Genomic DNA, 19,146 nt, shown 5'->3' with positions numbered 1-19,146 from the left:
AGTTCGGCATGGATTCAATCAATTATAATTTAATGGGAACCGTGTTCGACATACAAAGGTTTTCCCTGCATGACGGACCGGGAATCCGGACGATCGTGTTTTTAAAGGGCTGTCCTCTCTCCTGCCAGTGGTGTAGTAATCCTGAATCCCAGAGTATCAAACCAGTTATTATGTATAAAGAAGATGATTGCCTTCATTGCGGCCGTTGTATAACGGCCTGCAAGAGAGGGGCAATCAGTCCGGAAAATAAAACCTGGATTAACAGAGAGCTGTGCAGTGGATGCGGCGAATGTGTCAATGCATGTCCGGCAGGCGCCTTGGTGCTGAAAGGAAAGACAATGTCGATCCAGCAGGTAATCCGGGAACTGAAAAAGGATGCCACAACCTACAGACGTTCCGGCGGAGGCATCACTTTATCCGGCGGTGAGCCGCTGATGCAGTATGAATTTGCTTCCGAGCTTCTGCAGGCATGCAAGGGGCAGGGATGGAATACCGCCATTGAGACCACTGGAGTGGGGAGCCGTGAAGCGATTGAGAAGGTAATTCCTTATGTGGATACGGTGCTTCTGGATATTAAGCATATGGACGGTGAGCAGCATAAAAAGTTCACGGGGGTTAGCAATGACCTGGTTATTAAAAATGCTCCCGAGATCTGTAAAATATCCAATACTGTAATCCGTGTTCCGGTGATTCCGGGCTTTAACTACTCGGTGGAGGATATTAAGGCGATCGCAGAGTTTGCCAGAACCCTGGTGGGTATACGGACTATACATCTGCTGCCGTATCATTCCTTTGGCGAAAACAAGTATGGTTTGTTGGGCCAGGATTACACACTGAAACAAATTAAGCCGCTGGCTCCGGAGGATCTGGAGGAATGTAAGGCAGTGGTGGAGAGTTATGGTTTTCAATGTATCATTGGCGGTTAGACAAGATTTTAGAATGGAGGAAGAAAAATGGATCAGCAGTTAATTGAGAAAGTAATGAAGCAGGTTTCCGATGAACTTGGCATCGGGAAAGAGGAGTGCAAGGCAGAGGCGCCAAAGGAAGAATGCTGCGGTAATATTGGATTAACCGAGTTTGTGGGAACGGCAATCGGCGATACGATCGGCCTTGTTATTGCCAGCGTGGATCCTATGTTAGTGGACGTTATGAAGTTAGGTAAATACCGTTCCATCGGTATTGTGGGAGGCAGAACCGGAGCGGGCCCTCAGATATGGGCAGTTGATGAGGCTGTAAAGGCAACCAACACAGAAATCATTTCCGTAGAGCTTCCAAGAGATACGAAGGGCGGTGCCGGACACGGCAGCTTGATCTATATCGGAGCAGATGATGTATCGGATGCCAGAAGAGCAGTTGAGATTGCCCTTCAGGTTCTTCCAAAATACTTCGGCGATGTATACGGCAACGATGCGGGACATCTGGAGTTCCAGTATACCGCAAGAGCCAGTTACTGTCTTGAGAAGGCGTTGGGTGCGCCGGTTGGAAGAGCATTCGGCATGACATGCGCGGGACCGGCTGCAATCGGCACGGTTCTGGCGGATATCGCGGTAAAGGCTGCTAACGTTGAAGTGGTAGGCTACTGTTCACCAGGTAACGGCGGAACCAGCTATTCAAACGAGGTTATCCTCACATTTACCGGTGATTCCGGCGCTGTACGCCAGGCAGTGAAGGCTTCCATCGAAGCGGGCAAGAAAATGCTTGGTGCATTAGGTGATGAACCTAAGTCTACAACAACTCCATATATCTAATAAGATAAATCTGGAGAATGTGAATCAATTAAGGAGGTTCTAATATGAATGCAGATGCATTAGGTATGGTCGAGACAAAAGGATTGGTCGGTGCAATTGAAGCAGCGGATGCCATGGTTAAAGCTGCCAACGTTACACTGGTTGGATATGAGAAAATCGGATCCGGACTTGTTACCGTTATGGTAAGAGGCGATGTAGGTGCGGTTAAAGCAGCTACCGATGCCGGCGCAGCTTCTGCGGCAGCAGTGGGAGAGGTTGTATCTACCCACGTTATTCCACGCCCTCATACGGATGTTGAGAAGATTCTTCCACATCTTGAATAAAGGCAGCAGATAGAATCAATTATCTGGCAGCGGTTGCAGCGGGGAATGCCCCTATCCGTTGGATAGGGGCATTCCTTGAAACGAGGTGAAGGAATTGAAAATCAGCGAAGAACAGTTGAAAGAGCTGGTGCTGCGTGTACTCGGAGAGCTGGAGGCAGAAAGAAAAGCAGACAACGCGAACCATCCCGGACAGAAGCTTTATATGCTGTGCGTGTCGCCATGGAGCGACCGGTACATGGAATTTCTAAGGGAAATGGAAACGTCGGATCAATATGAGATCGTACCTGTGATTCCTTCCTCGTGGAAGGACATGGGATATGAAGCAAGACTCATGGAAACGAAAGCCTGCAGCCACATTCTGCACCGCTCCTGTGAAAAACCTGCGGATCTGGAAACGGCGATTACAGTGATGCCGGTGGTTCCGAGAGATGTTCTCGTAAAAACTGCATTGTGTATCAGCGATACATACGAAACCTCCTGGATATCGGAATGCATGGATAAGGGGAGCCGCGTAGTGCTTCTGCGTTCTGGCCTTGCGAGATTTTCCGGAAAGGAAAAACCTGCTTACCGGAACCGGGTCATGAATTATTACAGGCAGATTCTGGAGTATGGAGTCGAGATATGCAGCGTGGATGAATTCACAGGCAGAGCGCCCTATGAATCCCCTGGTCATTCTCCGGCCGGAGAGACGGCATCGGGAAATGATACGCAGCATCCTGATACAAAGAAAAAAAGGGTTATATCATCGTCCAATGTGGAACAGTTTGCATCCGGCGGTGTTATATTCCTTCAGCAAGGCGATATTGTAACGGACCTGGCTAAAGACAGGGCGAAGTTTCTGAATATCGTATTCAAATAAACAGGAGAGCGAGGTGATAGGATGAAACAGGCGTTGGGATTAGTTGAAATCAGTGGACTGTCCACTGCGGTTGTGGTGGCCGATACCATGGCCAAAGCAGCCAATGTACGGATCCTGGAGATTGAAAACACAAAAGGTCTTGGATATATGACCATTAAAATCATCGGGGATGTAGGCGCTGTCAATGCTGCTGTCAATGCAGGAAAGCAGATTGGAACCGCAAACGGAAAGCTGGTTTCATGGAAGGTCATTCCAAGGCCGTCCGACTATGTCGATCAGACATTTTGTTGTCCTGAGCCACCAGTACCGCCTTCCCCTCCTAAGAAAGAAGCACAGGAGGAGACGGAGGCTGAGGTTGAAGTAAAGGCTGAGACAATGGAAGCGGTTAAGGCGGGAGAACCGGAAGAGACTGGGCTGGAAGAAATAGCGCCGGAAGATACGGAGCAGGAGACTGAAGCGGAACCAGCAGAGGCCGGACCGGAGCCGAAGATTGAAGCAGAGCCGATAGAAATTAAATCGGAGCCTCTGGTTGAAGCAGAACCGACCAGGACCGGGACCGTAGATCCGGCAGAACCGGAAGTCCCGGATTCTCCGGAAACGCCGCCCGAAAGGCCCAAAAAGACGGCTAAACGCACGACATCTGCGAAGAGCACCAGTACTACAAGGCACAAAAAGAATTAATGGAGAACAGGAGTTCCGGTAAGAAATATTTAAACACGCTCCTGAGACAGCCGGATTCTCCGTGAAAGGAATGTGAAGAGTATGAGATTGGCTAAGATAATAGGCACAGTAGTAGCTACCAGGAAGGACAATTCGCTGGTTGGCTACAAACTGATGATTATCAGACGGATTGATGGACACGGTAATTTCATTGATTCAGAGGAAGTGGCTGTGGATTATGTCGGAGCCGGAATCGGTGAGACGGTCCTGATTGGTTCGGGCTCTTCTGTCCGCGTGGACCAGTCCAAACGGGAGGCTGTCATCGATATGGCGATTATCGGAATTGTAGATACAATGGATATTTAGTGTAAAATGAATTATTTTTAAGGAAAGGAGGTAATGAATGACATGAAAAGCAGTATTTACTCCAGTGTGACCGATGCGGTGGCTGCTGCAAAGGGAGCTTACAGCAGATATTCAAAGCTGACTCTGAATGAACGGCAGGAAATTCTGGAAGGAGTGAAAAAAGCACTTCGTCCGATTGCCAATGAACTGGCAGCCATGACCGTTTCAGAAACAGGCATGGGAAATGTCTGTGATAAGGCACAAAAAATAAAGCTTGCCATTGAGAAGACGCCCGGCGTGGAGGACCTGATAACAGAAGTGAATACAGGTGACCACGGTATGACGCTCTATGAACTTTCCCCTTTTGGTATTGTTTGTGCGGTACAGCCATGCACCAACCCCTGTGCGACACTCATCAGTAACACCATTGGAATGCTGGCTGCAGGCAATGCGATCATCCATTGCCCACATCCGAGAGCAGTAAAAGTTTCACAGTTTTTGACAACGATTATCAGTGAGACGATCCGCAGCATCAGCGGTATAGATAACCTGGTAGTTACCCTTCACGTAAGCCTGATGGGATTTACCACAGAGGTTATGAGCCACCCGGACGTGGATTTGGTTGTCTGCACAGGAGGTAGCGGCTCGCTGCGCCAGGCCATGACTTCCGGCAAAAAGGTAATCGGAGCCGGACCAGCCAATCCTGTCGCCATCGTGGATGCCACAGCGAATTTCGAAAAGGCTGCAAGGGACATTGTCCGTGGAGCTTCTTTTGACAACAATCTGATGTGTACGTCGGAAAAGTGTATGGTTGTGGAAGAAAAAGCAGCGGATCGTTTTATATTTGAGCTTCTGAAAAATGGAGTTTATTATGTCAAAAATGAGGAAGAGATTCAAAAACTTCTGGACGCGGCAGTCACCGGGGATTTTGTGATTAACAAAAAACTGGAAGGTCGGAGCGCCAATGAAATTCTTGAATATGCAGGTATTCCCTGTAATGGAACCATCAAACTGATCGTAGCAGAGACAGAGCGGATTCATCCGTTCGTTACGCTGGAGCTTCTGATGCCTCTTGTGCCTCTTGTGAAGGCGGCTGACTTTGAGGAAGCTCTGGAGATTGCTTTGGATGTGGAACAAGGTTATAAACATACGGCAACCATTCATTCAGAGTCCATCGAACATTTGAACCAGGCGGCAAAAGAAATGCAGACCTCTGTATTTGTAAAGAACGGCCCCTCCTTTATGGGAATTGGATTTGACAAAGAAGGTCACACCAGTTTTACAATCGCAACAACAACAGGAGAAGGGACGACCACAGCAAGGCATTTCGCCCGTAGAAGAAGATGTACGTTGACAAGCGGATTTTCGATCCGCTGATTGCAGTAAGAAAGCAGGTTGATGGAATGATGGAAGGACGGGATGACAGATTTTATTATGTGACATCGGAATCTGTAACAGAGGGCCATCCTGACAAGGTATGTGATCAGATTTCAGACGGTATATTGGATGCATATCTGGGAAAGGATCCAAAATCCAGGGTGGCGATCGAGGCTATGGCATCTGCCAATACGCTAATGCTGGCGGGTGAGGTTACATCAAGCGGTCATGTAGACGTTGTTGCAAAGGCCAGAGAGATTATCAGAAACATAGGATACACGGAACATGGAAAAGGGTTTGATGCCGATACATGTATGATTTTTACCAATATACATAACCAGTCGCCGGATATTTCCATGGGAGTTACCAGAAGCGCCGGAACCGGCAAAGAAGTTCTGGGCGGAGGAGATCAGGGTATCATGTATGGCTATGCTGTCAATGAGACGGAAAGCCTGATGCCGCTGTCCTGTCATCTGGCCAACCGCTTGGCGGAACGTCTGGCTTATGTGAGAAAGGTTCAGAAAGCAGACTTTCTGTATCCTGACGGAAAAACCCAGGTTACAATGAAGTACAATGAGGCGGGAAAGCCGGTTTGCATCCACAGTATTGTTGTATCCACACAGCACAGTGAAAATATTTCACACAAGTTGCTGGAAGCATTTATACGCTGTACTGTCATAGAGCCTGTGATTGATCCGCAATGGATCACGCCGAAGACAAGGATCCATGTGAATCCCACGGGGCGTTTCGTCATAGGAGGGCCTGCCGGGGATACAGGTGTCACCGGAAGAAAAATCATGGTAGACACCTATGGAACTGTGGGAAAACACGGCGGAGGCGCTTTTTCAGGAAAAGATCCGACCAAGGTGGACCGTTCGGCCGCTTACATGGCCCGTTATGTGGCCAAGAATATTGTAGCCGCGGAGCTGGCGGACCGATGTGAGGTTGCACTGGCTTATGTGATCGGAGGCATTGGACCGGAAGCAATTACAGTCAATACTTTCGGAACCGGCAGGATACCGGACAGCAGTATTGAGGAGCTGGTTAAATCCGTGTTTTCCTTTGGAGTAGCTGATTATATTTCAGAACTGAACCTGAGAACGCCACAGTTTTTAAAAACAGCAGCATACGGCCATTTCGGAAGAGATGACCAGGGCTTCCGTTGGGAAGAGACCGACAAGGCCTGGCTGTTGAAACAGTTAGCATTTTAAATTTTACTATAATAACTAAAACATATCATTCAGGAGGAAAAAAATATGTCAAACGAAGCATTAGGAATGGTTGAGACCAAAGGTTTGGTAGGAGCAATTGAGGCGGCAGATGCAATGACAAAGGCTGCTAATGTAGCGCTCATCGGTTATGAGAAGATTGGTTCCGGACTTGTAACAGTTATGGTACGCGGCGATGTAGGCGCAGTAAAGGCTTCCGTGGATGCAGGCGCAGCCGCTGCGGCCAATGTAGGCCAGGTAGTTTCCCAGCATGTAATTCCAAGACCACACACAGACGTAGAGAAAATCTTACCAAAGTCATTATAATGTATCAGTAAGTATATACCGGCCAATACGGCCGGTTTATAAACTTCCGAAAGGGGTTGAACATGATGGTAAATGAAGAACTGCTGAAACTGATTACTGAACGGGTAATGGAGAAAGTTGTAAACTATAATACTTATAAAATCCCTGTAGGAGTATCCAATCGGCACGTTCATGTGACTCGGGAAGATCTTGAGACCTTGTTTGGAAAAGGATATGAACTAACTGTAAAAGGCGAATTAAAGCAGCCGGGGCAGTTCGCCAGTAACGAGACAGTGACGATCCGTGGGCCAAAAGGAGAGTTTGAACGGGTACGTATCCTGGGCCCGGTCAGAAAACAGAGCCAGATCGAGATATCCAAAACGGACAGCTTTCGGCTTGGAGTGAAAGCGCTGATCAGAGAATCAGGAGATTTGTCAGGAACGCCTGGCCTGGAGCTAGTGGGACCAAAGGGAACGGTCCTGCTGCCGCAGGGAGCGATTGTCGCGCTTCGCCACATTCATATGACCCCACAGCAGGCGGAGGCCATGGGAGTATGGGATAAGGATATCGTGGAAGTGGAAACATTCGGAGAGAGACATGGAGTATTTGGAGATGTATTAATCCGGGTGTCGGATCAGTTTGAATTGGAGATGCATGTGGATGTGGATGAAGCCAATGCATGTGCGCTGAAAAACAATGATTATGTAATCATCCGGCATTAAATTAAAGAGATAGAAAAGAGGGGTTATATGCTCATGACCAAAGAAGTGCTGTCTGAATTTGCAGAACTGATTAGGGAAAACAAGTGCAATCCTTATTCAGGGAACCTAAAGACGGGCGTGGATTTGGGAACAGCCAATATTGTGATTGCTGTCACAGACGAAGATAACCATCCCGTTGCAGGTGCGACTGCGGTTTCCAAAGTGGTAAAGGACGGCATTGTGGTGGATTTCGTCGGCGCGATGCAGACGGTCCGCAGACTGAAAGCTCAGCTGGAAGAACTGCTTGGAGTAACATTGGAGACAGCGGCCACCGCGGTTCCTCCGGGTATTATGGATGGGAATGTGAAATGCATTTCCAATGTGGTGGAAGGCGCAGGATTTGAAGTGATCAATGTGATCGATGAACCGACTGCGGCAGCTTCCGTTTTGGAGATCACAGACGGCGCGGTTGTGGATGTGGGCGGCGGAACCACCGGAATCAGTATACTGAAAGATGGAAAGGTAATTTTTACCGCTGATGAGCCAACCGGAGGAACCCATATGACTCTGGTCCTGGCCGGATATTATGGAATCCCGATCGAAGAAGCAGAAAAGCTGAAAAAGGATAAGGACAAGGAAAATGATGTGTTTCCTATTATAAAACCGGTGGTAGAGAAAATGGCTTCGATTGTAAAGCGATTCCTTTCCGGTTATGATGTGGACTGCGTCTATGTAGTAGGCGGAGCCAGTTGTTTTGACGAGTTTGAACAGACATTTGAGAAGGCATTAGGGATAACAACTGTTAAGACAAATGATGCGCTCCTTGTTACCCCTCTTGGCATTGCATGGAATGCCGCTGCCGACTGCGCATAAATGAAAGAAGGTGTGATACGCTTGGATATGGATATAAAAGTAATTGAACAGCTGGTAGAACAGGCTTTAAAAGAGATTAAGGCAGAGCAGCCTCTGAAGTTTACAGCACCCAAATTAGAACGGTACGGTGTGTTTAAGACAATGGATGAGGCCATTGCCGCTTCTGAAGAGGCCCAGAAAAAGCTGTTGTTCTCAAAAATTTCAGACAGACAAAAATATGTGGATGTGATCCGGTCAACCATAATCAAGAGAGAGAATCTTGAGCTGATTTCCAGGCTGTCTGTGGAAGAAACCGAGATTGGTGACTATGAACACAAATTAATCAAAAACCGCCTGGCTGCCGAGAAAACACCCGGTACAGAGGATTTGCTGACCGAGGCCATTACCGGTGACAACGGTCTGACCTTAGTGGAATACTGCCCATTTGGGGTAATCGGTGCTATTACGCCTACCACCAATCCCACCGAGACAATCATCAACAATTCCATTTCAATGATTGCCGGCGGCAATACGGTTGTTTTCAGCCCTCATCCCAGAGCCAAAAAAGTTTCACAGATGACGGTGAAAATGTTGAACAAGGCGCTGATTGACAACGGCGCACCGCCAAACCTGATTACCATGGTGGAAGAACCGTCCATTGAAAATACCAATAAGATGATCGACAACCCAAGTGTCCGCCTCCTGGTAGCCACAGGAGGACCTTCTATTGTAAAGAAAGTCCTTTCCTCCGGCAAAAAGGCGATTGGCGCAGGGGCAGGCAATCCTCCGGTAGTGGTCGATGAGACGGCTGACATTGACAAAGCGGCAAAGGATATTGTGGATGGATGCAGCTTTGACAATAACGTTCCATGTATCGCGGAGAAGGAAGTGTTTGCAGTAGACTCGATCTGCGATTATCTGATCCACCACATGAAAGAAAACGGCGCGTACCAGATCACGGATCCAATGCTGTTAGAGCAGCTGGTAGCGCTTGTTACTACGGAAAAAGGCGGTCCCAAGACATCCTTTGTAGGAAAGAGCGCCCGCTATATCCTGGATAAGCTGGGTATTACAGTGGATGCCAGCGTGAGGGTGATCATCATGGAAGTCCCCAAGGATCATTTGCTTGTTCAGGAGGAAATGATGATGCCGATTCTCCCTGTTGTACGTGTATCCGATGTGGATACAGCCATTGAATATGCCCATCAGGCGGAGCATGGAAACCGCCATACGGCTATGATGCACTCTAAAAATGTAGAAAAGCTCAGTAAGATGGCAAAGATCATGGAGACTACCATCTTTGTAAAAAACGCTCCATCCTATGCAGGTATCGGCGTGGGAGGCGAGGGCTATACCACATTTACAATTGCCGGTCCCACAGGAGAAGGTCTGACATCGCCGAGAACCTTCTGCAGAAAGCGCAAATGCGTCATGACGGATGCCTTCAGTATCCGTTAATGTAAAGGAGAAGCGCACATGTCAAATGTATATATAAAAACAAAGATACGAAGCGGAAATTATGCAATGGAATACCTGCGTAAGATCCGTAAAAAACGGATTCTGGTTGTATGCGACAAATTTCTTGCGGAGAGTGGGGCAATCAATTATATACTGGATTCTCTGGACTCAAGCAACTCTGTGGAGCTGTTCGACCAGGCTATACCGGATCCCACCATTGAGATCGTGGGCAAGGGGCTTGGGGTGCTCTGCAGGGTACGCCCTGATATTGTTATCGGTTTTGGAGGAGGCTCTGCCATTGATACGGCAAAGGCAATGATTTACTTTGCCGGTGTGCGTGAGCTGGTTCCCAAACCCAGGTTTGTCACCATCCCCACAACCAGCGGAACCGGTTCAGAGGTTACCTCCGCTGCCGTGATAACTGATTCGGAAACAAAGAGCAAGCATCTGATCTCATCCGAAGATATCCTGGCCGATGTGGCGATCCTTGATCCAAGGCTGACCCTGTCTGTGCCTCCGGCTATCACCGCGAATACGGGTATGGATGTGCTGACACATGCTTTGGAAGCCTATGTTGCGAACGGCTGCAATGTGTTCTCCGACGCATTGTCGGAAAAGGCAACGGAACTGCTGATCAAAGCTCTCTTAAAATGCTACCGGGACGGAAAAAACCTGGAAGCGAGAACCCTGATGCATGAGGCGTCCACACTAGCAGGCATGGCTTTCAACACAGCGGGCCTGGGGTTGAATCACAGCATCGCTCATCAGCTTGGGGGAACCTTCCATATTCCTCACGGGTTAGCCAACGCTATGCTGTTAAATAAGGTGATTGAGTATAACAGCGTCAACCATGATATTATGAACAAGTATGCGACTCTTGCATATAAAGTTCAGTTAGTCGGTATGAACGAGGCCCCGGAGATGGCTGTTAAAACCCTTGAGGAGCTGATTCGGTCTCTGATGTGCTGTATGGATATGCCGGCATCTATCAGAGAGCTGGGAATCAGCAGAGAAGCGTATGAGGGGCAGCTTCAGAATATGACTGACAATGCTCTTATGGATAATTGTCTTATAAGTAATCCGAGAGAAGCTGGAACAGAGGCTATTAAGGAAATTTTATTAAGCATCTATTAATATACAGATGAAATACAGAACAGATGCCTTATGACAAGATAGACATAAGACCGTGCCGCCCAAAGGGATACAGCACGGCCTTTTGCCGTTCCAATCCAACCCTCTGCATTGAAAGATGATTGTTATAAAGAAATAAAAGTGATAAAATAGCAGTGACAGGCAGTAAAGAGAGGGATAATCAGATGGCGGAATATCACAAGATGATGCACATGGATGAAGTGGAACCAGATGCATTGGATGAATATCTAAGCATAAATGAAGAGGACCGTATCAACGAACTGGATATCATTCATCTGTTCGGAAAAGAGAAACTGGAGACCATTCAGGAGAGCCTTTCCAAAGCAACCGGGCTGGCTTTTATAACCGTGGATTTTAAGGGGGATCCCATTACATCTGCTACATCCTTTTCACGATACTGTGAAAAGGTCCGGAACAATCCGGTGGCAATGGAACGGTGCAAATCATCCGATGCGTTCGGATCCATCCAGGCAGCGGTTACACAGAAAACAAACGTATACTTCTGCCCATGCGGACTTTTGGAGGTTGCGATACCAATTATCGTGCGCGGTCATTATCTGGGCGGGTTTATCGGCGGTCAAATCCAATGTAATGACGCACCCGATTCGGTGAGCCGGTTATCGTCCGTGATGCACGCGGCAAAAGCGGATGAAGCGGTGGTCCAATACAAATCGTTGCTCGATGAAATTCCTGTTTATTCATATGAAAAATTTCTGGACATAGCCAATCTTGTTTTTCTGGTTATCAATCAGTTAAGTGAGAACGAGATCAGCCAGCATCTCCAGGAAGATATTTTAAAAAAGCGTATTAAAAAGATACAGACGGTAAACCATGGTTACGCCAAGGAGATTGTACAGAAGAACAAGAGAGTACAGGAGCTGGAAATGCGCGGCAACCAGTATGAACTTCTGGACATGCTGACATCGCTGCTTAATTTGACAATTATAGAGGACGCGCCCAGAACAAACGAACTGCTGAGCTCTTTCATTGATTATATAAAGTATAAATACATGGAAAAGAGTACCTTCGTGCACATCTCCGGAGAGCTTGAACATGCGGAACAGTATCTGCTGTTTCAGAAAAAAAAGACGGGAGACCGGCTGGAATATTCGATTCAGGTACCGAAAAACCTGCATATGCAGAAGATGCCCTCCGACGTATTGATGCCCTTTATCCAAAATGCTTTTTATAATGGCGTGATGCTGAAAAAAGAAGGCGGACAGATCACTGTAACGGGTTACGTGCGCAACGGTAATGTAGTGCTGGAAATTAATGATACCGGTCCGGGGTTGACGGAAGCTGAGCTGGATATCAAGTATGAAACATACAAAGACAAACACGAAGGATATTACATCAAAATGGGCATGGAATACGCCAGGGAAAAAATGAAGCGCCTGTTTGGAGAGGAGTACAGCATAATCTCAGAAAGCTACAGAAACAAGGGATCAAAAACTATTTTACTATGGCCTGAACATTATGAAGAAAGGACTGAGTAATCATGTACAGGGTTTTGATAGCTGATGATGATATACTTATGCGCGAAGCGCTGAATATAATGATTGCGAAGGACAGTGCGTTCAAGGTGGTTCATATGACGGGAACCGGCGAGGGGGCGGTGCGGGCTTGTAAAGAGGACGTGATCGATATTGTATTCATGGATATGCTGATGCCGGGAATGACCGGCCTGGAAGCCAGCAGGATTATTCACCAGTCAAATCCGGAGATTAATATATATATCCTTTCTGCCCATGCTGCCAATATTCTGATCCGCAGCGCAGCTCACAGCCAGGTAAAGGATTTTCTGGAAAAACCGATTACATACAACTTTCTGAAAAAGATCCTGGAGAACTATAAGACAGAGCACGAAGATTCTGTGCAGAACCAGCTTGAGACGCTTGCTTCATATCTCAGAAACAAAAATTTCGGAGATTTTTACGGCGGGATTGCCGGAGTCATCGATGAGATCTATGGGATTGCCGGGGAGGATTCAGTCCGGCTTATTAAGCTATTCACTTATCTGGGACAAAACCTTTTGGATACCAGAAGCATGTATGGCGACAGCGGGAATATATCAGAGCTGTTTCCTATTAACGAGGTGTTGATTCTGGACCGGAAAACATCCGAGCTTTGGCTTTTCAGGGTGATGGATTTTCTGTTCCAGCAAAACAGTATCGGCCGTTATCCGCTGTTGGAGAATATTTTTATTTATATAGAGAAACATATAAAAGAAGATATCACGCTTAACAGTATTATTGAGAACTGCGCCATCAGCCAGGGATATCTGAGCCGGATTTTCAGGGAGCAGTTTCAGGTCAGTGTTACAGAGTATCTTCATATGAAAAAACTGCATCTGGCCAAGGGATATTTTTACTTTACCGAGGACAGTATTGCGGAAGTTGCGTTCCGTCTCGGATACAATGAAAGCAGCTATTTCAGTAAAGTGTTTAAAAAGTTTGAAAATATGACGGTTAAGCAATACAAGAACAAAATTCGTCAAAGTTCTCCTGGAAAAAAAACGGAAACTGGCCGTTGCGGGAATCGCTAATCGGGTTCTGATTATGACATGCGCCAGATATCCGGATTCTGTGAGAGTTTCTTTTCATCTGGAGCTCGACCAGTTGGTTGGTAATGAGTTAACCTTGAACATGCCCTGGGTATCTCCAGGGCATGTTCTGCGTGGATGCAGGTTTGGATTGTCCTGTTTTATCAAAAATGTCCCCGGCTTATACATGTGGTGTCTAAAATGACATGTATAAGCCGGGGAATTAATTTTTTTTATTTGAAAGAAGTCTGTATTGTGAGATTTTTTAGCTTATATATTGAATCGGTTTTTTATAGAAATTAGGGTATGATGGTGGTAGAAAAATAATATATAAGGAGGATGTTAAATGATAGCAAAAGGCTTTACAGAACCAACTGAACGAATAAAGCGCTTAAAGAAAGCGTTTGTGGCTGCTGTACCGGAAGTTGAGTCGGAGCGTGCCGTACTGGTCACAGAATCGTACCGCGAAACGGAAGGGATGCCTATCCTTATAAGGCGCGCAAAAGCGCTGGAGAGAATCTTAAACCATCTTCCCATCGTAATTAGAGATGACGAGCTGGTTGTGGGTGTAATTACTAAAAATCTCCGCTCCGCCCAGATCTATCCGGAGTTTTCGTTCGAATGGGTGGAAAAAGAGTTCGATACCATGGATAAGAGAAGCGCCGATCCTTTTAAGATCAGCGAAGCTGCAAAAAGTGAGTTAAAGGAGGCTTTCAAATACTGGAAAGGTAAGACAACCAGTGATTTGGCATCCGCGTATATGTCGGAGGCTACAAAAGAAGCTATTTCCAACGGTGTGTTTACGGTGGGCAACTATTTTTACGGCGGAATAGGACATGTGTCCGCGGATTATGGGAAAGTTCTGGAGCTTGGATTTTCCGGTCTGATTAAACTGATTGTGGAGACAATGGAGAAACTGGATCAGAATGATCCTGATTATGTAAAAAAGAGAACCTTTTATGAATCGATGATTATTTGCTACAACGCATCCATTCAGTTTGCCCGCAGATATGCGGTTAAAGCCAGGGAGATGGCGGCTTCATGCAGTTGCGCGGTCAGGAAGGCAGAATTACTTCGTATTGCTCAGGTATGTGACAGGGTTCCAGAGCATGGGGCGACTAATTTTTATGAAGCATGTCAGGCATTCTGGTTTACACAGATTCTGATCCAGATAGAATCCAGTGGACATTCGATCTCCCCGGGAAGATTTGACCAGTATATGTATCCATATCTGAAAATGGATCATAATATTTCAGAGGAATTTGCACAGGAGCTTCTGGACTGTTTATGGGTAAAATTCAACGGACTCAGCAAAATCAGAGATGAAGTATCCGCACAGGCATTTGCCGGTTACGGCGGATTCCAGAACCTGATTGTCGGCGGTCAGACCGGCGATGGACTGGACGCAACTAACGATGTCTCCTACATGTGTATGGTGGCGGCAGCCCATGTGCAGCTTCCGCAGCCCTCCTTCTCGATCCGTGTTCACCAGAATACTCCGGAGGAGTTTCTGTACAGAGCATGTGAGGTGGTACGCCTGGGAACCGGCGTGCCGGCCATGTATAATGATGAGACAATTATACCCGCCCTCTGCAACCGCGGTGTATCCCTGGCGGATGCGAGAAATTACGGCATGATCGGCTGTGTGGAGCCGCAGAGCCCGCACAAGACGGACGGCTGGCATGATTCGGCCTTTGTAAATGTGGCGAAAATACTGGAGCTTACATTAAATGGCGGAAAGAACAACGGACACCAGGTGGGGCCGGATACGGGAGATGTTACGTCGTTCAAGAGTATTGAGGATGTGTGGCGCGCATTTGAGAAACAGATCCAGTACTTTGTACATCACGTAGTAGAAGCCTGTAACAGCGTGGATTATGCGCATACAGAGAGAACTCCGCTTCCATTCCTTTCCGGTCTGGTCGATGACTGTATTGGCAAGGGACTCAGCCTGCAGCATGGTGGGGCTGTCTATAATTTTACAGGACCTCAGGCGTTCGGTGTTGCTGACTGCGGTGACTCCATTTATGCGATGCAGACGCATGTCTTTGAGAATAAAGAACTTACCATGGCTCAATTAAAGGATGCGCTGGATCACAATTTCGGCTGCGGCTGCTGTGAGACCGCTTCCGACGATGAGGCCAGGATTTACGAGGCTGTAAAACGGATTCTCAGCAGTAACGGTTCCATTGACGTATCAGCCCTTCAGTCACAGCTTTCTGCATCGCAGACCGCGAATGCAGGGGACGGGGAATACGCGAGGATCAAACGCATTATGGAGAACACCACATGGTACGGAAATGATGTGGATGATGTGGATCTGCTTGCCAGACGATGTGGCCAGATCTACTCACGTGAAGTGGAAAAATATAAAAACCCAAGAGGCGGAGTATACCAGGCAGGATGCTATCCTGTATCGGCTAATGTATTGTTTGGAAAGGATGTTGGAGCTCTGCCTGACGGACGTCTTGCAAAACAGCCGTTGGCGGACGGTGTATCGCCAAGACAGGGCAAGGACACAAACGGTCCGACTGCGGCAGCTATGTCGGTTGCAAAGCTGGATCATGAGAACTACTCCAATGGTACATTGTATAACCAGAAGTTCCTTCCATCTGCCCTGGCAGGCGATGAAGGTCTCAAGCGTTTTTCAGCAGTGGTGCGTTCCTACTTTGACCATAAAGGTATGCATATTCAGTTCAATGTAATTGACAAGAATATTCTGTTGGATGCACAGGCGCATCCAGAACTGTATAAAGACCTTGTGGTGCGTGTGGCTGGATACAGTGCGCAGTTTACGGTTCTTGCTAAAGAAGTACAGGATGATATCATCAGCCGTACAGAACAGGCCCTTTAAACGTTAACCCTAAAAAGCTATCATACCAAAAAGACCGGACTGTAATGCAGACCGGTCTTTTTGAGAACAAAATAGATTGTATTTCATGGAAAACAAGAGTAAAATAATTTATATAATCATTGAAGAGGAAAAATGATGGAAGAACTCGACAGGATATTCGAAGATACAGGCCCGCTTGCATCCACTGACCAGGAAGAAAGGGACACAGGGGAGACCAGCCGCGGAATTGGTTCCATAGATATAATCCGTCTCTTTGGAAGAGACAAGCTGGAACATATACAGGAGAGTCTGTCGAAGGCGACCGGACTTGCGTTTGTTACAGTTGATTATAAAGGGGAACCGGTCACAGACATGACTTTTTTCTCTGATTTTTGCAGAAAATTCAGGGAGGATAAGGAACTGCGCCAGAATTGCCGGACTTCGGATGCCATGGGGTCCATTCAGGCCGCAGTCACAAAGAAAACCCATATTTATTTCTGCCCATGCGGTTTGATTGAGATGGCGATTCCGATTGTGGTGGAGGGCAATTACCTGGGCGGTTTTTTGGGCGGCCAGTTCCGCTGCGAGGACGCCCCGGAGACAGTTAGGCAAATAGAACCGACTGTTGAGACAGAACGTTTCAGACGGCTGCGGGAGGAATCAAGGCAGAGATTTGAAGAACTACCGGTATATTCATATGAAAAGATACTGGATATGGCAAATCTGGTAAGTCTGGTGATCACACAGCTCAGTGAAAACAGGGCCAACCAGTATTATCAGGAGGATATGCTGAAAAAGCGCATTAAGAAAATCCAGGAGACAAACCAGAAGCATTTAAAAGAAAAAGCTGAGCTGGAGGTGCGTTTCCATGAGCTGGAAGCACAGTCCAATCCATACAGCTACCTGAATATGCTGATTGCCCTGCAGAACCTGGGAACCGTGGAACAGGCGGAGAGAACCACTGAGCTGGCGGATCTGTTTATCAGCCATGTCAAATATGGGATTGCGGACAAGGGCACCTTTGTTCATTTTGCAGGCGAACTGGAATATGTAGAACAATACCTTAAATTTCAGAAAATACGGTTAGGTTCTCAGTTTAACTATACCCTTCATTTTCCGCGGGAAATGCAGATGATGAAGCTGCCGGCAGGCGTGCTGTTTCCTTTTGTCCAAAATGCCTTCTATCACGGCGTCATGCTGAGCCCGGAGGGCGGATCGATCAGCTTGAACGGTTATCTGAAACAGGGTAACTTTGTTTTGGAGATCATCAATACAGGCAGCGGTTTCAGTAATGAGGAGCTTAAAATCAGATTTGAACCATACAAAAATAATCATGAGGGATATTATATTCAGCTGGGAATGGAGTGCGCAAAGAGAAAGCTGGCTCAGTTGTTTGGAGATGAGTATACTATTACAGTTGAGATTAACAAAAACAAAGGCTGTAGATGCGAAATTATCTTTCCGGAGTATAAGTAAGAAGGGATTTCAAAATTATGTACAGAATTTTGATTGTTGACAACGATATGCTTTCACAGGAAGCGCTTGAAGCAATGATTGCCGGATATGAACAGTTTGAGATTGTTGATAAGGTGACAACCGGAGAGAAGGCTGTCAAGGTATGCAGGTCATGCGCAGTTGATCTTGTTTTTGTGGAAATGCAGCTGCCGGGAATATCAGGCGCGGAAACAGGTCGGCTCATCCGCCAGTTTTGCCCTGATACGGTGATCTATGGAATGACAGTCTGCACTTCGGCCGGCCTGATTGAGAGCATTGTTCCGGGGACGGTAAAGGCAATGATTGAAAAACCGGTTATGGCCAAAAATCTGAATACAATCTTTAGAAACTATAAAACAGAGAAGGAAGATACCTCAAATAAACAGGTGGAGGAGTTGGTGGAGATACTGAAAGAAAGGGACTTTCAGATGTTCTACCAAAGACTTCCGGGGATTATAGACTGTATTTATGAAAATGCCGGCCCTGAGCCGGACCGGCTGGTGAAAGCATTTTCTTACATAGGGCAGCAGCTGACGGACACGCAGAATTTATATGATGAAAAGAATACCATAATTGAACTGTTTCCCATCAATAAGAGTTTGATTTTAGAGAAGAAAACATCTGAGTTGTGGCTGTTCCGCGTGGTCGATTATTTGTTCCAGCAGAGCAGTATGAAACGGTATCCTCTTCTTGACAATATTTTTCTGTATATTGATCAGCATATTAAAGAAGAGATTACGCTCAATAAGATTATTGAGAACTGTGCAGTCAGCCAGGGATATTTAAGCAGGATATTCCGGTCACAGTTCCATGTGAGCGTTACAGAGTATCTTCATATGAAAAAGATGCATCTTGCGAAGGGATATTTTTATTTCACAGAGGACAGTATCGGGGAGGTTGCCTTCCGTCTTGGATACAGCGAAAGCAGCTATTTCAGCAGAGTATTTAAAAAATATGAGAATATGACTGTGAAGGAATATAAGAATAAAATAAAAAAATGAAATCTGTTTGATGTAAATGCGGTCTGCTCTGTGTAATGCATAGAAGGCCGCTTTTCTCTTTATGGGAAAGTATTTATTTTTGATTAAAAATATGAAAATAGCCCGTTAAAAAAGCTGGTATAGAAAGTAAATAATTTGGATTTAGAAGATATAGAGTCCTTCTTCACCGAAATTGTCATTTTCAATATCATCAAATTCATTTAAAAAGTAATCTACATCTCAAAAGTCCTCCTCATCTTCTTCTGTAATACATTAGCTCGAACTGGCTCCATATCATATCAGATACA

18 protein-coding genes are annotated in these 19,146 nt (G+C 46.5%); all 18 read left to right on the top strand.

Annotated elements, in window-relative coordinates:
- The first annotated feature begins 8 nt into the window (after positions 1-8).
- The 18 genes from CGC65_RS23950 to CGC65_RS23860 all read left to right on the top strand — a co-directional run bounded on the left by CGC65_RS23950 (position 9) and on the right by CGC65_RS23860 (position 18,859).
- Complete coding sequence (locus CGC65_RS23950; protein WP_002568826.1) at positions 9-926, top strand: glycyl-radical enzyme activating protein; 918 nt, start codon at positions 9-11, stop codon at positions 924-926.
- 27 nt (positions 927-953) lie between these two features.
- Positions 954-1,748 carry a propanediol utilization microcompartment protein PduB gene (pduB, locus tag CGC65_RS23945; RefSeq protein ID WP_002568825.1) on the top strand — a complete coding sequence of 265 codons (795 nt, stop codon included), beginning with the start codon at positions 954-956 and terminating at the stop codon, positions 1,746-1,748.
- Positions 1,749-1,792: 44 nt separating this feature from the next.
- Positions 1,793-2,071 carry a propanediol utilization microcompartment protein PduA gene (gene pduA, locus CGC65_RS23940; RefSeq protein ID WP_002568824.1) on the top strand — a complete coding sequence of 93 codons (279 nt, stop codon included), beginning with the start codon at positions 1,793-1,795 and terminating at the stop codon, positions 2,069-2,071.
- Between the two features lie 85 nt (positions 2,072-2,156).
- Positions 2,157-2,930 carry a hypothetical protein gene (locus CGC65_RS23935; RefSeq protein ID WP_007038679.1) on the top strand — a complete coding sequence of 258 codons (774 nt, stop codon included), beginning with the start codon at positions 2,157-2,159 and terminating at the stop codon, positions 2,928-2,930.
- Between the two features lie 21 nt (positions 2,931-2,951).
- The gene (locus tag CGC65_RS23930; RefSeq protein ID WP_002568822.1) at positions 2,952-3,611 is read left to right on the top strand and encodes a BMC domain-containing protein; all 660 of its coding nucleotides are present in this window, start codon (positions 2,952-2,954) and stop codon (positions 3,609-3,611) included.
- Positions 3,612-3,692: 81 nt separating this feature from the next.
- A complete protein-coding gene (locus CGC65_RS23925; RefSeq protein ID WP_002568821.1) occupies positions 3,693-3,956 on the top strand; it encodes a EutN/CcmL family microcompartment protein in 264 nt (87 codons plus the stop codon).
- Positions 3,957-3,989: 33 nt separating this feature from the next.
- Positions 3,990-5,312 (top strand): aldehyde dehydrogenase, encoded by a 1,323-nt coding sequence (locus CGC65_RS23920; RefSeq protein ID WP_007038680.1) that lies wholly within the window; start codon positions 3,990-3,992, stop codon positions 5,310-5,312.
- 26 nt (positions 5,313-5,338) lie between these two features.
- Positions 5,339-6,523 carry a methionine adenosyltransferase gene (gene metK, locus CGC65_RS23915; RefSeq protein ID WP_002568819.1) on the top strand — a complete coding sequence of 395 codons (1,185 nt, stop codon included), beginning with the start codon at positions 5,339-5,341 and terminating at the stop codon, positions 6,521-6,523.
- Between the two features lie 45 nt (positions 6,524-6,568).
- Entirely contained in the window at positions 6,569-6,847 is a 279-nt protein-coding gene (gene pduA, locus CGC65_RS23910) for a propanediol utilization microcompartment protein PduA (protein WP_002568818.1), read from the top strand.
- A gap of 62 nt (positions 6,848-6,909) precedes the next feature.
- Positions 6,910-7,548 carry a phosphate propanoyltransferase gene (locus tag CGC65_RS23905; RefSeq protein WP_002568817.1) on the top strand — a complete coding sequence of 213 codons (639 nt, stop codon included), beginning with the start codon at positions 6,910-6,912 and terminating at the stop codon, positions 7,546-7,548.
- A 27-nt stretch (positions 7,549-7,575) separates the two neighbouring features.
- Positions 7,576-8,400 (top strand): ethanolamine utilization protein EutJ, encoded by an 825-nt coding sequence (eutJ, locus tag CGC65_RS23900; protein WP_002568816.1) that lies wholly within the window; start codon positions 7,576-7,578, stop codon positions 8,398-8,400.
- 21 nt (positions 8,401-8,421) lie between these two features.
- Positions 8,422-9,837 carry an aldehyde dehydrogenase family protein gene (locus CGC65_RS23895; RefSeq protein WP_002568815.1) on the top strand — a complete coding sequence of 472 codons (1,416 nt, stop codon included), beginning with the start codon at positions 8,422-8,424 and terminating at the stop codon, positions 9,835-9,837.
- A gap of 18 nt (positions 9,838-9,855) precedes the next feature.
- Entirely contained in the window at positions 9,856-10,971 is a 1,116-nt protein-coding gene (locus CGC65_RS23890; protein ID WP_002568814.1) for a 1-propanol dehydrogenase PduQ, read from the top strand.
- Positions 10,972-11,153: 182 nt separating this feature from the next.
- Positions 11,154-12,485, top strand: coding sequence for a PocR ligand-binding domain-containing protein (locus CGC65_RS23885; protein WP_002568813.1), 1,332 nt, complete (start codon positions 11,154-11,156; stop codon positions 12,483-12,485).
- Between the two features lie 2 nt (positions 12,486-12,487).
- Positions 12,488-13,534: a helix-turn-helix domain-containing protein gene (locus CGC65_RS23880; protein WP_002568812.1), complete on the top strand. Its 1,047-nt coding sequence runs from the start codon at positions 12,488-12,490 to the stop codon at positions 13,532-13,534.
- Positions 13,535-13,877: 343 nt separating this feature from the next.
- Positions 13,878-16,385: a glycyl radical protein gene (locus CGC65_RS23870; RefSeq protein ID WP_002568811.1), complete on the top strand. Its 2,508-nt coding sequence runs from the start codon at positions 13,878-13,880 to the stop codon at positions 16,383-16,385.
- A 132-nt stretch (positions 16,386-16,517) separates the two neighbouring features.
- The gene (locus CGC65_RS23865) at positions 16,518-17,840 is read left to right on the top strand and encodes a PocR ligand-binding domain-containing protein (RefSeq protein ID WP_007038684.1); all 1,323 of its coding nucleotides are present in this window, start codon (positions 16,518-16,520) and stop codon (positions 17,838-17,840) included.
- Between the two features lie 17 nt (positions 17,841-17,857).
- Positions 17,858-18,859, top strand: a complete 1,002-nt coding sequence (locus tag CGC65_RS23860) for an AraC family transcriptional regulator (protein ID WP_002568809.1) — start codon at positions 17,858-17,860, stop codon at positions 18,857-18,859.
- Positions 18,860-19,146: the final 287 nt, after the last annotated feature.

It is taken from the genome of Enterocloster bolteae (genome assembly GCF_002234575.2).
GTDB classification, from domain to species: Bacteria; Bacillota; Clostridia; order Lachnospirales; family Lachnospiraceae; genus Enterocloster; species Enterocloster bolteae.
The sequence above is the reverse complement of the archived record's forward strand: the minus strand, read 5'-3'. Positions and strand labels throughout refer to the sequence as shown.

What these genes read in the sequence shown, in the direction of transcription:
- pduA (WP_002568818.1), top strand. Translation starts at nt 6,569, where the DNA reads ATGTCAAACGAAGCATTAGGAATGGTTGAGACCAAAGGTTTGGTAGGA.
- CGC65_RS23925 (WP_002568821.1), top strand. Translation starts at nt 3,693, where the DNA reads ATGAGATTGGCTAAGATAATAGGCACAGTAGTAGCTACCAGGAAGGAC.
- CGC65_RS23885 (WP_002568813.1), top strand. Translation starts at nt 11,154, where the DNA reads ATGGCGGAATATCACAAGATGATGCACATGGATGAAGTGGAACCAGAT.
- CGC65_RS23880 (WP_002568812.1), top strand. Translation starts at nt 12,488, where the DNA reads ATGTACAGGGTTTTGATAGCTGATGATGATATACTTATGCGCGAAGCG.
- CGC65_RS23950 (WP_002568826.1), top strand. Translation starts at nt 9, where the DNA reads ATGGATTCAATCAATTATAATTTAATGGGAACCGTGTTCGACATACAA.
- pduB (WP_002568825.1), top strand. Translation starts at nt 954, where the DNA reads ATGGATCAGCAGTTAATTGAGAAAGTAATGAAGCAGGTTTCCGATGAA.
- CGC65_RS23865 (WP_007038684.1), top strand. Translation starts at nt 16,518, where the DNA reads ATGATGGAAGAACTCGACAGGATATTCGAAGATACAGGCCCGCTTGCA.
- metK (WP_002568819.1), top strand. Translation starts at nt 5,339, where the DNA reads ATGATGGAAGGACGGGATGACAGATTTTATTATGTGACATCGGAATCT.
- CGC65_RS23890 (WP_002568814.1), top strand. Translation starts at nt 9,856, where the DNA reads ATGTCAAATGTATATATAAAAACAAAGATACGAAGCGGAAATTATGCA.
- CGC65_RS23870 (WP_002568811.1), top strand. Translation starts at nt 13,878, where the DNA reads ATGATAGCAAAAGGCTTTACAGAACCAACTGAACGAATAAAGCGCTTA.
- CGC65_RS23930 (WP_002568822.1), top strand. Translation starts at nt 2,952, where the DNA reads ATGAAACAGGCGTTGGGATTAGTTGAAATCAGTGGACTGTCCACTGCG.
- eutJ (WP_002568816.1), top strand. Translation starts at nt 7,576, where the DNA reads ATGCTCATGACCAAAGAAGTGCTGTCTGAATTTGCAGAACTGATTAGG.
- CGC65_RS23860 (WP_002568809.1), top strand. Translation starts at nt 17,858, where the DNA reads ATGTACAGAATTTTGATTGTTGACAACGATATGCTTTCACAGGAAGCG.
- CGC65_RS23920 (WP_007038680.1), top strand. Translation starts at nt 3,990, where the DNA reads ATGAATGACATGAAAAGCAGTATTTACTCCAGTGTGACCGATGCGGTG.
- CGC65_RS23905 (WP_002568817.1), top strand. Translation starts at nt 6,910, where the DNA reads ATGATGGTAAATGAAGAACTGCTGAAACTGATTACTGAACGGGTAATG.
- pduA (WP_002568824.1), top strand. Translation starts at nt 1,793, where the DNA reads ATGAATGCAGATGCATTAGGTATGGTCGAGACAAAAGGATTGGTCGGT.